The following is a 14238-nucleotide window of genomic DNA, read 5'->3' as shown; positions in this document are numbered from 1 at the left end:
GTTAGAATACGGTGAGAACTCCACGCATCCTCTTTTTGGCGTCCGGCCCGCATGCCGAGACTGAGAAAGATATGTTTGCGCACTTGCCGGGAAGAATTGAACGGGTAACATTCATCCGGCGCGACGAAGGCTCGTGAAAAAGAGCAAATAAAAAGCGCGAAAGGGAGGAGGCGACACTTTCGTGCCTCCGGACAGAGGGCCGGCATGCGGATATTTCCGCCGATGACGATCCGCACGCGCATCCTGGCGTTTCAGATGATCGTCGGGGCCTGTGTCGTCGTCCTCATCGTCGGGGCGTTTCTGGCGATTCAGGCTTTTCACTTCTACCTTACACGCGGGGCGCTCGCCCACCGTCAGCTTGCTGCCGTCACCGCTCTGGCGCGCGACGTCGATCACTACTCCAAGGCGCTCGCCGCGTTGCTGATGACTGGAAAACCGGGGCTCGGCGAAGTGGTGCGCCTTCAGACCAGCATCGGCGCCGCCTTCGAAATCTTGTCGGAAGCGACGCGCGAGGAGACGGCCTTCCTCGACAGACGTGGTGACGCCCGTGGCCAGACGGAGGAGGCGACGCGGATCGCGCGCCTGAAAAGCCTCTATGACGACATGAACCGTCGCGGCGAAGCGCTTCTCGCGATGCAGAAGGTGGGGCAGGGGGAGGCCGCGGCGCAGGTTTTCTTCCGTGCGATCGATCGCCGGGACGATGAGGAATTCTCCGCCCTCATCGATGTGGCGATGGCGGACGAGATCGCCGAGATCGAGACGGCCGACCGCGAGGCTCGTGCGCTTCTCGCCCGGCTCGGCTGGGGGATCGCGCTTGTCTCTGCGGTGCTTCTGGCGGGGGCGTTGATCGCGGGCTACGTGCTGCATCGATCGCTGGTGCGGCCGATCGGGCGGCTGAGTGCGGGGGCCGAAGCGATTGGACGCGGCGAGCTCTCCTTCCGACTCGGGCCGCTCGGCGATGATGAGATCGGCATTTTCGCGTGCCGTTTCGATGCGATGGCGGCCCGTATCGAGAAGCAGCGGGCAGAGCTTCTGAAAGCGCGAACGGGCCTCGAGGCGGAGGTTGCATCGCGCACGCGAGAGCTTGAAGAGGCGAATGCCGCCCTCTGCGAACGCGATCGGTCGCGGGTTCGCTTCCTTGCCGATGTGAGCCACGAATTGAGGGCCCCTCTGACCGTTCTGCGCGGGGAGGCCGAGGTGACCTTGCGGACAAAATCTCTGCGGCTCGCCGATTGCCGGGAGACGCTTCAGCGCGTCGTCGAAGAGGCGGAGGCGATGGGGCGGCTCGTCGAGGACCTGATGGTGCTTGCGCGCTCTGAAACAGACGAACTGGCTCTCGCCTCTGACCAGGTCGACATGAAGGACGTCGTGGAAGCCGTCGTGCGAGAGGCGGCGAGCCTTGCGCGGCCGCGGGCCATTCGGATCGCTTCGGAGATGACGGCCGCGCCGATCGTCATCGGCGACCGGCAGCGGTTGAAGCAGGTGTTGATGATCCTGCTCGACAATGCCGTGAAATACTCAAAGCAGGGAGAAACGGTCCACCTCAGCCTTGGCTGCAGCGACGGCGCGCTCGAACTCGCCGTCGTCAATCGCAGCGGTCCGATCGTCGAGGATGAGCTGCCGCGGCTCTTCGACCGCTTCTATCGCGGGCGCGATGCAGCGATGGCCGGTTCCGCCGGCAGCGGTCTCGGCCTCGCGATCGCGCGGTGGCTGGTGGAGAAGCACGGCGGCACGATCTCTCTCGATCGATACGGTTCAGACAGAATCAAGGCCGTGCTGCACCTGCCGGCAGCCGCGATAGAACGCGACGGCACGGCTTCCTCGCGTCCGATTGAGGCGCGGGAGACGGGCGGGTGGGAGCCGGCCTATCTGCCGGCGGCAGAATGATCGACATGCGTGAGGGATACGGGTCGATGAACGGATGGAACGGGGAGCGGAGATCATGACGAGGCTTCTCTTGGTGGAAGACGATCCGCGCATCTCGGGTTTCGTGCGCCGGGGGCTGAAAGCGGAAGGCTATGTCGTCGATCTCGCCGAAAATGGCCGGGAAGCCTTGGCGCTCGCCGCCGAGGCGGTCTATCCGCTCATCATCCTCGACCGCATGTTGCCGGGTGTCGATGGCATCGAAGTTTGCCGAGAGCTGAGAAAACTTCGCCTGCGCAGCATGATCCTGATGCTGACGGCGAAGGACAGCTTGAAGGATAAGGTCGACGGATTCTCGAGTGGCGCCGATGATTATCTCACGAAGCCATTTGCCTTCGACGAACTTGTGGTGCGTCTGCAGGCTCTCTTGCGCCGCGGGCCACATCTCGACGAGGAGGGGCCGCTCGTCGTCGGCGACCTGACACTCGACCCATCCGGCCATTCTGTGCGTCGCGGGGGGCGAGACATCGCGCTGACGGCGCGCGAATTCGCGCTCCTCCACTATCTCATGCGGCATGCCGGCAAGGTGGTGAGCCGCACACGTCTGCTCGCCAATGTGTGGGGCTACAGCTTCGAACCGGGGACGAAGACGGTCGACGTCTATATCCGCTACCTGCGGCGCAAGATCGATGAGGGAGAGGCGGAACCGCTGATCCAGACGGTGCGCGGCTTCGGTTACAAGCTGTCCGCGGGCGGCACAGGCGCCGGCCGGACGGTGCCACGCGAACCGTTGCCATCTTCCGCCAGAAATGCCGGGTGTCTCCCATGAGGCTGTCCCACCTGGCTCTCTGTATCGTCTTCGCTCTTGCAGGTCTCTCGGCAGAGGCCGCGCCGCTGAAGATCGCAGTCTTCGATTTCGAGCTGATCAACACCACGACCAGCGACCCCCCGAACGCAGCCGAAAAGCAAAGGCTCGTGATGCTCTCCGATCGGCTGCGCGCGGCGCTCGACGCCGACCAGACATTCAAGATCGTCGATATCGCACCGGTTCGCGAAAGGGTTGCTGAGACGCGGCTGCAGGCCTGCGGCAATTGCGATCGCAGCTTCGCCGAAAGCCTCGGTGCCGATCTCTCCATGGTTCCCGTCATTCACAAAATGTCGGAGCTGATCCTGAACATCTCGATTGCCGTGCGCGACGTGAAGACGGGCAGGATCATTGCCGGTTTCAACGCCGATATCCGATCCAACACCGACCGTTCCTGGCAGAAGGGGCTCGACTGGCTTCTGGCGAACCGTGTTCTCCCGAAAGACAAGGCCGAATGACGGCGATCATCAGGGCAGCATCGGTGCACGCTGGTCTTACCGCGGACCAATCCCGCCATATTTACAACCGCGCGTCGCATCAACGGCGTTTATCTGCATGGGCCGAAGTGACCGTCGCAGGACGGATCCGAGGACCTGCCCCGGGGGGCACCGGTACGAGAGGAGATGACATGGACGTCGTCGATCTGGTCCTCGCCGTGTGTCTGGTGAACAGCCCCAATAGCTGCCACGAAGAGCACCTCTACTACCAATCAAGCGGGCCGCTGAAGGCCTGCCTCTGGGAGGCGATGCCGACCATGGCGCAATGGGCGGGTGAACATCCGAAATGGCGCATTGCCGGTTTCCATTGCGCATGGGTGAACGACAGGGAAGAGAAGATCTGAGCGATGGTGGTCCTGCGGGCGGTCTCGGCTCAAAGCGACCTTCTCGGCGAGGTGCCCGTAAAGGCCGAGCGGCAGGCCCTTCTTCTGGAGCATCTCTCCTTCTCCTACCGCGACAAGCCGGTGCTCGATGATGTCGGCTTCGCCGTGGAAAAGGGACGGTTTACGGCGCTCCTCGGTCCCAACGGTGCCGGCAAGACGACGCTTTTCTCGCTGATCACAAGGCTGCTTGCGACGTCGCAGGGGCGCATCCTGATCGCTGGCCGTGACGCGCGAGAGACGGGCGCGGCAGCGCTTGCGCCGCTTGGCATCGTCTTTCAGCAGCCGACGCTCGATCTCGATCTCACGGTGCGTCAGAATCTTGCTTATTTCGCGCGGCTCCGGGGCCTTTCCCGGAGAGAGGCGGGCCGGCGGATCGACCGCGAACTCGCCCGCTTTGACATGGCCGAGCGGGCCCGAGAGACGGTGCGCTCGCTGAACGGGGGGCATCGGCGCCGTGTGGAGATCGCCCGCGCGCTCCTGCATGATCCGGAGCTTCTTCTGCTCGACGAACCGACGGTCGGGCTCGATGCGCCTTCGCGGAAGGCGATCGTGCGCCATGTGCATGCGCTGGCGGGCGAGCGTGACGTCGGCATTTTGTGGGCGACGCATCTGATCGACGAGATCCAGGATGAGGATGCGCTCGTCATTCTCCACGCGGGCAGGGTGGTGGCGCGCGGCACGGCGGCCGATATCATCGCGCGGTCCGGCGCCGGCTCTCTCGATGCTGCCTTCACCATGCTGACGATGCCTGCGTGGGAAAGCTCGGTGGGAGGGAGGGCGTGAGCCTCTATGCGCGCGTCTTCACGGCGATCGTCTGGCGCGAGATCATGCGCTTTCTCTATCAGCGCGAACGCTTCCTCGCGGCGCTGGTGCGGCCGCTCGTCTGGCTGATCGTCTTCGCCGCCGGCTTCCGCGCCGTCCTCGGCATCTCGATCATCCCGCCCTACGAGACCTACATCACCTACGAGGTCTACATCGTGCCGGGGCTCATTGGCATGATCCAGCTCTTCAACGGCATGCAATCATCGCTGTCGATGGTCTACGACCGGGAGATGGGCTCGATGCGCGTGCTCCTGACGACGCCGCTGCCGCGCTGGTTTCTCCTGGTGGCAAAACTGACGGCCGGAACCGCCGTCTCGCTCCTTCAGGTCTACACGTTCCTTGGGATCGCCTGGCTCTTTGGCATAGAATTCGCTCATCTCGGTTACGTTTTCATCCTGCCGGCGCTTGTCGTGAGCGGGCTGATGCTGGGCGCTGTAGGCATGTTCATCTCCTCCACCGTCAAGCAGCTGGAGAATTTCGCCGGCGTGATGAACTTCGTCATCTTCCCGGCCTTCTTCCTGTCTTCGGCTCTCTACCCGCTCTGGCATATGCGCGAGGCGAGCGTCGCGCTCTACAGGATCTCCATGGCGAACCCCTTCACGCATGCGGTCGAACTCGTGCGGTTCGCGCTCTACGGCAAGCTCGCACCTGTCTCGCTGATGGTCGTTCTCGGCTGCCTTGCGGTTTTTCTCGTTCTTGCGATCTGGGGCTACAAGCCGGCGCAAGGGATGGAGATGCGGGCTCGGCCTGCCGAGGCATAAAGATGCCGATCACTTCGGCCGGGCGCGACAACAGCTTGGCAGCGGCAAAGATACTGCTAAATTCATAGAAAAATCCGCTCCCGCATGTCGGCGGCGGGAAAAACGGCTGCGATTGGGAGGAAATGATGCGCCATCTAGTCTTGGCGCTCTCGGCGTCGTCCGTCTTATGTCTTGCCATCCCCAAAACGGGGGAGGCAGGCGCGGAAGAAATCGTGCGCGTTGGCGTCTTGAAGTTTGGGACCGTCAACTGGGAAATCGACACCATTACGAACAATGGCCTCGATGAGAAGCATGGGTTCAGGCTGGAACCGGTGGTGCTTGCCGGCAGCGATGCCGGCCGCATCGGCATCAATGCCGGCGAGATCGATGTCATCGTCAGCGACTGGCTCTTCGTCTCCCGCCAGCGGGCGGAGGGCATCCCGCTGACCTTCGTGCCTTATTCGACTTCGGTCGGCGCCATCATGGTCCCGGATGACAGCATTGCGAAGACGCTGGCAGACTTGAGGGGAAGTCGTGTCGGCGTCGCCGGAGGCCCGCTCGATAAGAACTGGCTCATGTACCGCGCCGTCGCGGAGGACAGATACGGTTTCGATCTCGCCGAGGAGACAGAGCCTGCGTACGCTGCGCCGCCGTTCCTCGCGGAGAAGCTGAAGGATGGCGAACTCGCTGCCGCGTCAAACTTCTGGCATTACAACGCGCGCTTGGAGACGGAAGGCTACCGTGAGCTCCTGAGCGGTCAGGACGCTGCGACAGCCCTCGGTGCGACGGGACCGATCTCGGCGATCGGCTATGTCTTCAATGAGGAGTGGGCGGCCGAGCACAAGGACACGATGCTCGGCTTTGTGGCCGCCTCGCGCGAGGCGAAGGAGCTTCTCGCCTCCTCGGATGCTGCCTGGGACAAGCTCCGCCCGAGCATGAATGCGGAAAACGACGCCGTCTTCCACAATCTCGTCCGGCGCTACCGCGAGGGCATTCCGAGCCGGCCGATTGCTGAGGAAGAGGCCGATACCAAGACAATCTATCTGAGGCTCGCAGCGATCGGCGGCGAGAAGCTGGTCGGGTCGGCGAAGACCTTGTCGCCCGGCACCTTCTGGTCGGCTCTGAAGGATGCCCAGTGACCACGGGCGTGCCAATCCCCCCGCAAGATGCGCGTGTCGGCGCAACGGTGCTGCCCTTCCATGCCGCCTTGCATGCGCCGTTCAATCCACTGCTTGCGGCCAAGGCGCAACGTGACGCCTTTTCCGTTCACATCGAGACCAAGCGCTTCAAACGTGCGAATGGTGGAGAGGTGGAGGTCATCCGCGACCTGTCCTTCGCGTTGGAGCCACAGACCTTCACCTGCCTTCTCGGCCCGTCGGGATGCGGTAAGACGACGACGCTGAAGATCATGCTCGGCCTCGACGGCGACTTCTCCGGCGCGGTTTCTTCAGCGCTCATGCGCGCGCGGTCCGCCGCCGTCTTCCAGGAGCCGCGGCTTCTGCCCTGGCGCAGCGTGGAGGACAATATCCGTCTCGCTCTGCCGCCGGAGATGGCGGAGAAGGATCTGATGCCGGTGCTCGACGCCGTCGAGCTCACGCATGTTCGCAATGCTTTTCCCTCCGAGCTGTCGCTCGGCATGGCGCGCCGCGTGGCGCTGGCGCGCGCTTTCTCCGTGGAGCCGGAGGTTCTGCTCCTCGACGAGCCTTTCGTCTCGCTCGACGAGATGACGGCGAACCGGCTTCGCCATCTGCTTCTGCAGCTTTGGCAATCCCGGCCCGTCACGGTGCTCATGGTCACCCACAACATTCGCGAGGCGGCACGGCTCGCCGACCGGCTGATCGTCCTCTCGCCGTCGCCCGCACATGTCGCCGGAACGGCCGAGATCTCAATCCCCCGCGCCGATCGCATGGGCGCAGCGCTCGGAAGCCTTCTCGTCGATCTTGCCCGACGCTTTCCGAGCCTTGCGCTGGAGTGAACGAGCCGGCTTAATCGCTCGACCCAAAAATGACAGGAGCGGCGCATGAGGTCCTTCCTCACAGGGCCGGTCGGGCTGCGGGCGATCTCGATCGCAGCCTTTTTCGCCGTCTGGACCACCGCCTCCTACGCTTTTGGGCCGCGCCTTTGTCCGGGGCCTGCCAGCGTCTTCGCTTTTGCGGCGGAGGAGATCGTCTCGGGTGAATTGCCCTATCATCTAGCGATCACGCTTCTCAGAGTGATCGCGGCCTTCGCAATCGCCATGTCGATCGGTCTGGCGACCGGCCTCATGATGGGGCGCAGCCGGATCGCCAACGATCTCGGCGAGCCATGGCTCATTCTTTTCCTCAACGCGCCGGCGCTGATCGTCATCGTGCTTGCCTATATCTGGATCGGCCTCAATGAGAGTGCGGCGATCCTGGCGGTCGCGCTCAACAAGATCCCGAACGCCACCGTCACCATTCGCGAAGGGGCGAGGGCGCTCGACACGCAGCTCCTGGAGATGGCGCGCGTCTACGGTTTTGGGCGCATGAAGACGCTGCGCCATGTCATCCTGCCGCAATTGCAGCCTTATATCGCCGCGGCGAGCCGCTCCGGCCTGGCGTTGATCTGGAAAATCGTCCTCGTCGTCGAGCTTCTCGGCCGCTCCAATGGCATCGGCTTCCAGATCCACCTGTACTTTCAGGTCTTCGACGTGCGCGCCATCCTCGCTTACACGCTCGTTTTCGTCTGCGTCATGCTCCTGATCGAACTCGCTGTGGTGCAGCCACTCGAGCGGCACGCCAACCGCTGGAGACCCAAACCGGCGTGAGGCTCGCAGGGGATGCGGCAGTCTCTGGAGATGGCTTCGCCCGGGCCAGATGGCCCGGGCCGGTCGTCAGCCTTCCAGATACTCTTCCACCGCCTTCTGCAGATGCTCGATCATGCTGTTGCGGAAGCGCGACCACGGAAGCGTTTCCGACAGGAGCAGATTGATGGGCAGAGAGAGGAGGGGCCGGAACGGTCGCCAGTCGACGTTTTCCGGTGCCATCAGCATGGCGAAGCGGTCGACAATAGCGACCCCCGACCTCTGTGCCACCTGAACGGCCGCAACGATCGACATCGTCGCCTGGATGTCGACACGTCGGGTCTCGTCGTACTGCAGGAAGGCTTCGTCGAGGAGCGCGCCGAAATGGTTCAATGAGTTGAAGGAAATGAACGTCTCGTCGGTGAGGTCCGGCGGCGTGACGTGGCTGAGGGCCGACAGCCGGTGTCCACGCGGGAAGATGCAGATCATCTCCACCTGGCCGAGGCTCCGCATGGTGAGCGTGTGAAGATCCTGCGGCGACAGGCAGAGGCCGAGATCGACCTGATGTGAACGCACCATCTCCGCGGTCTCGGCTCCCGGCAGGAGATGCGAGACGATCTTGACCCGCGGATTTGCGGCACGAAACGATGCGATCGCGCGCGGCACGATCGCGGCGGCAAGTGAGGAGGAGGCGGCGATGCGGAGCACGCCGCCCGAGCCAGCGCGCAACTCCTCTGCAAGAAGCCGCAACGCTCCAAGATCTCGAAAAACGCGGTCGGCGTCCGGGAAGAGCATCTCCGCCTGCGGTGTTGGGTGAAGGCGGCCGCGGATTCGCCGAAAGAGCCGGAGACCGAGTTGATCCTCCATATGATGGAGGATCTTGCTCACGGTCGGCTGCGACACGTTGAGAAGCTTGGCCGCGTCGGTGACGCTGCCTGTCTGCATGATCGTGCGAAAAATCTCGAGCTGGCGCGCGTTCATGGGTCTCCGGCCGACTTTGTTCCGTCAGCCTATAGCCTCGGGCTATTGTTTGTCGACACATCGGAATTTGATCTCGTCTGTATCTCGCTCTTCAATCGCGGCAACGAGACGCAGCGGTTTTGCATGTCATGGACGAACAGTCGCTCTTTCTTCGTGTCGCCGAACAAGATCGCGAGATCGTGCCTTTCTTTGTGAACGGGCATCCAGCGACGGCGCTGTCTGGGGACACCGTGCTGACGGCTCTCCTGACCCATCGCCACGAAGTGCGTCTGAGCGAAATCCTGGAGCAACCGCGAGCGGGTTTCTGCCTGATGGGGGCCTGTCAGGATTGCTGGATTTGGACTGAAGACGGCAAAAGAGTCCGTGCCTGCTCCACGATGATTGAGCCGGATATGCGGTTGCGGACGCGTTCGCCTTTCAACGGAGCGCGTCCGGAATGAGCTCGTCTCGGGTCGTCGTCATTGGTGCGGGACCGGCCGGAACGCGGGCGGCGGAAACGTTGGTCGCAGCCGGATTGAGGCCGGTGGTTGTTGACGAAGCGCCGAGGAGCGGCGGCCAGATCTATCGCCGCCAGCCGCAGGGTTTCAGCCGACCCTTGAAGAAGCTCTACGGGTTTGAGGCCGACAAAGCCGCCCGTCTGCACGAAACTTTCGACCGTCTTCAAGACAAGGTCGACTATCGTCCGGGGACGATGGTCTGGGGCACGGAGGGCGGCAATCTCCACCTTGCCGACCGTGACGGCCGCCAAGACGTCGTCGCTTTCGACGCCCTCATCCTCGCCACCGGCGCCGTCGACCGCATCGTTCCCTTCGAGGGTTGGACGATGCCCGGTGTCTATACCTTAGGCGGCGCCCAGATTGCTCTCAAATACCAGGCCTGTCTGATCGGCCGGAATGTGGCGCTCGTCGGGTCCGGACCGCTCCTCTATCTCGTCGCCTACCAGTATCACCGTGCCGGTGGAAAACTAGCCGGTATCTTCGATACGACACCGCTCTCGCGTGAGCTTGCGGGTCTGCCGAGAATGGCGGCAAACCCCGCCAACACGGCGAAGGGGCTCTACTATTTCGCCTGGCTGGCGGCACACGGCGTTCCCATGCTGCATGGCGTTTCGCCTGTCCGCGCAGAAGGCGAGGGGCGTGTCGCGCGCCTCGTTTTGCGCGACCGCACGGGCCGCGAGCGGACCTTTGCCTGTGATGCGGTCGCGACCGGCTATCATGTCCAGTCGGAGACGCAGCTTGCCGATCTTCTCGGCTGCGATTTCGCTTTCGATGCCCGCGCCGGGCAATGGCTGCCCCGCCAGGACGAGATGGGGCGCTCTTCGGTGGCTGGCGTCTATCTCGCTGGAGACGGCGCCTCGGTGCGTGGCGCCGATACGGCCGAGGCGACCGGCACGCTTGCCGCGCTCGCCTGCCTTGAGGATCAGGGCCTGCCACGTGATGCTGCCGCGCGCGATCAGGCGCTCCAGGCCATGCGGCGAGGTTCGGTCTTCGCGTCGGCGCTGCGTGATGCTTTCCCGTTTCCCGAGCATCTCTACGAGAACCTGGCCGATGAGACGATCCTGTGCCGATGCGAGGAGGTCTCGGTCGGCACGTTCCGCGCCACCTTGCGGGACAAGGGCGCTGACGAGGTCAATCGTGCAAAGGCGTTCTGCCGTGTCGGCATGGGGCGCTGTCAGGGGCGCATGTGCGGTGCTTCGGCGGCGCGTGTCGCCGCGCAAACGCTCGGTGTCGAACTCGCTTCCGTCGGCCGCCTGCGCGGACAGGCACCGGTGAAGCCGCTGCCCGCCGCCATTCAGGCGGAGGCCGGCGAATGACGGACGCGACGAAATACGATGTGGTCATCGTCGGTGGCGGGCTGATGGGCGCGTCCGCAGCCTTCTTCCTTGCGACACGCTACAAAGCCTCCGTGGCGCTTGTGGAGCGTGGTCGCGTCGGCGCTCAGGCGAGCGGCGTCAATTTCGGCAATGTTCGGCGCCAGGGGCGTCCCTTCATCCAATTGCCGCTCGCGCACCATGCCCGTGACATCTGGGGCCGGCTGCCGGCACTGATCGGCGAGGATTGCGAATTCCTGCCGACGGGTCATCTCAAGATCGCCTTCGACGAGGATTCGCTTGCGGCCCTCGAGACCTATAACGCGGAGGCACGACACCGGGGCCTGTCGCTGACGCTCATCGGTGTGAACCGGTTGCGCGCGGACTATCCGTTTCTTGGGCCCGGTGCCGTCGGCGCCTCGTTCTCGCCAGAGGACGGGCACGCCAACCCACGGCTCGCCGCGCCGGCATTCGGACGGGCAGCGCGGCGGGCGGGCGCGCATGTCATCGAGCAATGCGAAGTGATCGGCGCCACGCGTCAAAGCGACGGTTTCATCATCGAGACGGCGGATGGACGCGTTCTGCGCACCCCGATCCTCATCAACAGCGCCGGGGCATGGGGCAATCGCTTTGCGGCCGGCTTTGGCGAATCCGTCCCGATGGAAGCCCGCGGCCCACAGATGGGGGTGACGGAATCGCTTCCCTACTTCGTCTCGCCTGTGCTCGGGACGGGCGATTCCAGTTTCTACATGCGCCAGGTGAAGCGCGGCAGCGTCGTCTTCGGAGGCGGTGGTCATGTTGCGGTCGATCTTGCCGATCCGAGGCCGCGTCCGCGTCCCGCACATCTCCTCACGCAGCTGCGTTCGCTTACGAGATTTCTTCCCTCAATGGCCGGCGTGCAGGTGGTGCGCACATGGAGCGGCGTCGAGGGCTACCTCCCGGACAAGCTGCCGGCGCTCGGCTGGAGCGCGAAGGTCCCGGGCCTTCTGCACGCTTTCGGCTTCAGCGGTCACGGTTTTCAGCTCGGTCCAGGCGTCGGATCGGTCCTCGCTGATCTCGCTGCGACCGGCGACACGAACGTTCCGATCGAGCCTTTCTCGATCCAAAGGTTCGCCGGCAACGGTCCCGCGAAAATCTCTTCCAGGCCCAGCTTATGAAGCTGATCGACAATCTGCGTGAAGCCACCCCCAACGGTCCCGGAGCAAAAATGCGCTCAAGACGAAATTTCTCGCCTGCGCGGCGCGCTCGGCGATCGCCGTGGATGCCGAGGCGATCTGGCGCGCCGTGCACGGTCCGCCAGGCGAGGGACGCGTCGCGGAGATGATGAGGCACGTCCAAGTGCATCACTGATACCGCGCCAGCCCAGAAATTCGAGATGGATGCCGACCAGAGTGCCGGTCTGCCGAAGGGCGGGCGGCGAAGGGACCGGCTTTGACGACAAGGAGACGTAACGATGAGCTATCGAGTCGGTGTCGATATCGGCGGGACCTTCATCGATTTCTGCTTTTTCAACGAGCAGACGGACGACATTTTCACCCTCAAAGTCCTCACCACGCCTTCAAAGCCGGGCTCGGAGGTGATGGAAGGGCTGAAGATCGCGCAAAGTCGCCACGGCATCGAGCCCTCCGAGATCACGAGCTTCGTCCACGGCACGACCGTCGGCGTGAACACTCTGATCCAGGGTGTCGGTGCGCGGCTCGCACTCTTCGCCACAGAGAATTTCGAAGACGTTCTCGAGCTGGCGCGCCTGCGCATGCCGGAGACCTACAATCTCCAATCCTCACGCCCGGACCCCCTTGTGGCGAAAGACCTCGTCTTCTCCATTCGCGAGCGCATGCGCAGCGACGGCAAAGTCTTGCGGTCGCTCGACCGCGACAGCGTCATCGCAGCCATTGAACGCGCTCGGGAGAAAGGGGCGGAGGGCATCATCGTCGCCCTCATCAACGCGTATCGCAACGCCGATCATGAACGCGAAGTGGTGCGCATCGTGCGCGAAGTGGCGCCGGAGCTCTTCGTCTTCGCTTCCACCGACATCTGGCCGGTGATCCGCGAATATGAGCGCACCACGACGGCCGTCATCAATGGCTACGTCCATCCGCGCGTCGCCCATTACATCTCCTCGCTGCAAGAAGCTCTGCGTGAGCATGCAGTGGAGCCGGAACCGCTGGTGACGAAGTCGAACGGCGGCATCATGAACGCCGAGCTCGGCAAGGAGAACTGCGTCAGCATGCTCCTTTCCGGCACAGCCTCAGGCGTCATGGGCGGTGCCTTCGTCGCCAGCTGGGCCGGCTGCATGGACGCGCTCACCATCGATATCGGCGGCACCAGTGCCGACGTCGCGGTGATCATCGACGGCAAGCCGCAATTCGCTGCCGGCGAGAAGGTGGGGCCACATTCCCTCTACGTCCCGGCAGTGGCGGTTTCTTCGATCGGTGAGGGCGGTGGCTCGGTCGCCTGGGTCGATGATTTCGGCGTTCTCAAGGTTGGACCCGAAAGCGCCGGTTCCGATCCGGGGCCTGCCTGTTACGGGCGCGGCGGCACGAAGCCGACGATCACGGACGCGTTCGCCGTCTGCGGCCTCATCGGCCATGAGAGCCTCGCCTACGGCAGCATCTCCATCGATGTGGACAAAGCACGTGCGGCTGTCGGCACGGTCGCGGACAGGCTCGGCTGGAGCCTGGAAGCGACGGCGCAGGCGATCATCAACGTCGCGATCTCCGGCATGTATCTGGAGATCAACAAGCTGATCGCCCGTCACGGCATCGACGTTCGAAGCTTCACGCTCGTCGCTTTCGGCGGTGCGGGCCCGATGCTGGCGCCCATGCTGGCACTCGAACTTGGCATCCGCCAGGTGCTCGTGCCGACGACACCCGGTGTCGTCAGTGCGCTCGGCGGCCTTGTCTCCGACATCCGCAACGACTTCATCGCAAGCCATTATCTGACCGTGGCACCCGATAATATGGAAGCGATCCGTGCTGGATTTGCCGAGTTGAAGAGCGATGCCCTCGCATGGCTGCGCGACGAGCAGAAATTCAAAGGCGAGCCGACGTTCCTGCTCTCCGCCGACATGAATTACGCCGGCCAATCCTTCGAAATCGAAGTCTACCTCGAGGCGAACTGGCTCGAGGGAGAGGACGTGACGGCGATCATCGACGCCTTCCACGCACGCCATGTGCAGCTCTACGACTTCCATGACGCCGATGCCGAAGTGAACATCGTCAATCTGCGTCTCGTCGTGACGGCCGCCGGCCCGCGTCCCGAGCTGAAGAGCGAGCCGGTTTCTCCGGCGCCTGCGGAGCCCGCCCGCTACGTCCCGGCGACCTTCGCCGACAAGAAGGTGCAGGCGGGCCTCTACCTCCGTCACGACCTCGTTCCGGGACATTCTTTTGAAGGCCCCGCGATCGTCATCCAGTCCGACACCACGACCTGTGTTCCTGAAGGCTTTTCAGCCTCCGTCGATGGCTTCCGCAACATCATGCTGCAGGCGACTGCGGAAAAGACCCTCATCTGATCGGC

Annotated in this window: 14 protein-coding genes; 13 read left to right on the top strand and 1 reads right to left on the bottom strand. The window is 63.7% G+C overall.

Going from position 1 to position 14238, the window contains the following annotated elements; all coding sequences use genetic code 11:
* Window positions 1-204 precede the first annotated feature (204 nt).
* The 9 genes from NYQ83_RS03540 (at window position 205) to NYQ83_RS03500 (ending at window position 7955) form a co-directional block, all read left to right on the top strand.
* Window positions 205-1887 (top strand): sensor histidine kinase, encoded by a 1683-nt coding sequence (locus tag NYQ83_RS03540; RefSeq protein WP_261212499.1) that lies wholly within the window; start codon window positions 205-207, stop codon window positions 1885-1887.
* A 55-nt stretch (window positions 1888-1942) separates the two neighbouring features.
* Window positions 1943-2692 (top strand): response regulator transcription factor, encoded by a 750-nt coding sequence (locus NYQ83_RS03535; RefSeq protein ID WP_261212489.1) that lies wholly within the window; start codon window positions 1943-1945, stop codon window positions 2690-2692.
* Window positions 2689-3186, top strand: a complete 498-nt coding sequence (locus NYQ83_RS03530) for a DUF3280 domain-containing protein (RefSeq protein ID WP_261212487.1) — start codon at window positions 2689-2691, stop codon at window positions 3184-3186. The genes NYQ83_RS03535 and NYQ83_RS03530 overlap by 4 nt, the downstream gene beginning before the upstream one ends.
* Before the next feature lie 170 nt (window positions 3187-3356).
* The gene (locus tag NYQ83_RS03525; RefSeq protein WP_234627578.1) at window positions 3357-3569 is read left to right on the top strand and encodes a hypothetical protein; all 213 of its coding nucleotides are present in this window, start codon (window positions 3357-3359) and stop codon (window positions 3567-3569) included.
* Window positions 3570-3572: 3 nt separating this feature from the next.
* Window positions 3573-4391 (top strand): ATP-binding cassette domain-containing protein, encoded by an 819-nt coding sequence (locus tag NYQ83_RS03520; protein WP_261212484.1) that lies wholly within the window; start codon window positions 3573-3575, stop codon window positions 4389-4391.
* Entirely contained in the window at window positions 4388-5191 is an 804-nt protein-coding gene (locus tag NYQ83_RS03515; protein WP_261212483.1) for an ABC transporter permease, read from the top strand. The genes NYQ83_RS03520 and NYQ83_RS03515 overlap by 4 nt, the downstream gene beginning before the upstream one ends.
* A 125-nt stretch (window positions 5192-5316) precedes the next feature.
* The gene (locus tag NYQ83_RS03510) at window positions 5317-6309 is read left to right on the top strand and encodes an ABC transporter substrate-binding protein (protein WP_261212480.1); all 993 of its coding nucleotides are present in this window, start codon (window positions 5317-5319) and stop codon (window positions 6307-6309) included.
* Window positions 6306-7145 carry an ABC transporter ATP-binding protein gene (locus NYQ83_RS03505; protein WP_261212478.1) on the top strand — a complete coding sequence of 280 codons (840 nt, stop codon included), beginning with the start codon at window positions 6306-6308 and terminating at the stop codon, window positions 7143-7145. Before NYQ83_RS03510 ends, NYQ83_RS03505 begins: the two co-directional genes overlap by 4 nt.
* A gap of 45 nt (window positions 7146-7190) precedes the next feature.
* Complete coding sequence (locus NYQ83_RS03500) at window positions 7191-7955, top strand: ABC transporter permease (RefSeq protein ID WP_261212475.1); 765 nt, start codon at window positions 7191-7193, stop codon at window positions 7953-7955.
* 66 nt (window positions 7956-8021) lie between these two features.
* Here NYQ83_RS03500 and NYQ83_RS03495 read toward each other — a convergent pair whose 3' ends face one another.
* Window positions 8022-8912 carry a LysR family transcriptional regulator gene (locus tag NYQ83_RS03495; RefSeq protein WP_261212473.1) on the bottom strand — a complete coding sequence of 297 codons (891 nt, stop codon included), beginning with the start codon at window positions 8910-8912 and terminating at the stop codon, window positions 8022-8024.
* A 128-nt stretch (window positions 8913-9040) separates the two neighbouring features.
* Between NYQ83_RS03495 and NYQ83_RS03490 the strand changes: the two genes are divergently transcribed.
* The 4 genes from NYQ83_RS03490 (at window position 9041) to NYQ83_RS03475 (ending at window position 14233) form a co-directional block, all read left to right on the top strand.
* Window positions 9041-9352 carry a (2Fe-2S)-binding protein gene (locus NYQ83_RS03490; protein ID WP_261212471.1) on the top strand — a complete coding sequence of 104 codons (312 nt, stop codon included), beginning with the start codon at window positions 9041-9043 and terminating at the stop codon, window positions 9350-9352.
* Complete coding sequence (locus NYQ83_RS03485; protein WP_261212469.1) at window positions 9349-10725, top strand: NAD(P)/FAD-dependent oxidoreductase; 1377 nt, start codon at window positions 9349-9351, stop codon at window positions 10723-10725. The genes NYQ83_RS03490 and NYQ83_RS03485 overlap by 4 nt, the downstream gene beginning before the upstream one ends.
* Window positions 10722-11879 (top strand): NAD(P)/FAD-dependent oxidoreductase, encoded by a 1158-nt coding sequence (locus NYQ83_RS03480; protein WP_261212468.1) that lies wholly within the window; start codon window positions 10722-10724, stop codon window positions 11877-11879. The genes NYQ83_RS03485 and NYQ83_RS03480 overlap by 4 nt, the downstream gene beginning before the upstream one ends.
* A 296-nt stretch (window positions 11880-12175) precedes the next feature.
* Window positions 12176-14233, top strand: coding sequence for a hydantoinase/oxoprolinase family protein (locus NYQ83_RS03475; protein WP_261212466.1), 2058 nt, complete (start codon window positions 12176-12178; stop codon window positions 14231-14233).
* Window positions 14234-14238: the final 5 nt, after the last annotated feature.

Origin of the sequence: Afifella sp. JA880 (assembly GCF_025379905.1) — a bacterium.
Classification (GTDB): domain Bacteria; phylum Pseudomonadota; class Alphaproteobacteria; order Rhizobiales; family Afifellaceae; genus Afifella; species Afifella aestuarii.
Note: the sequence above shows the minus strand (reverse complement) of the source record. Positions and strands in the feature narration are given on the sequence as shown.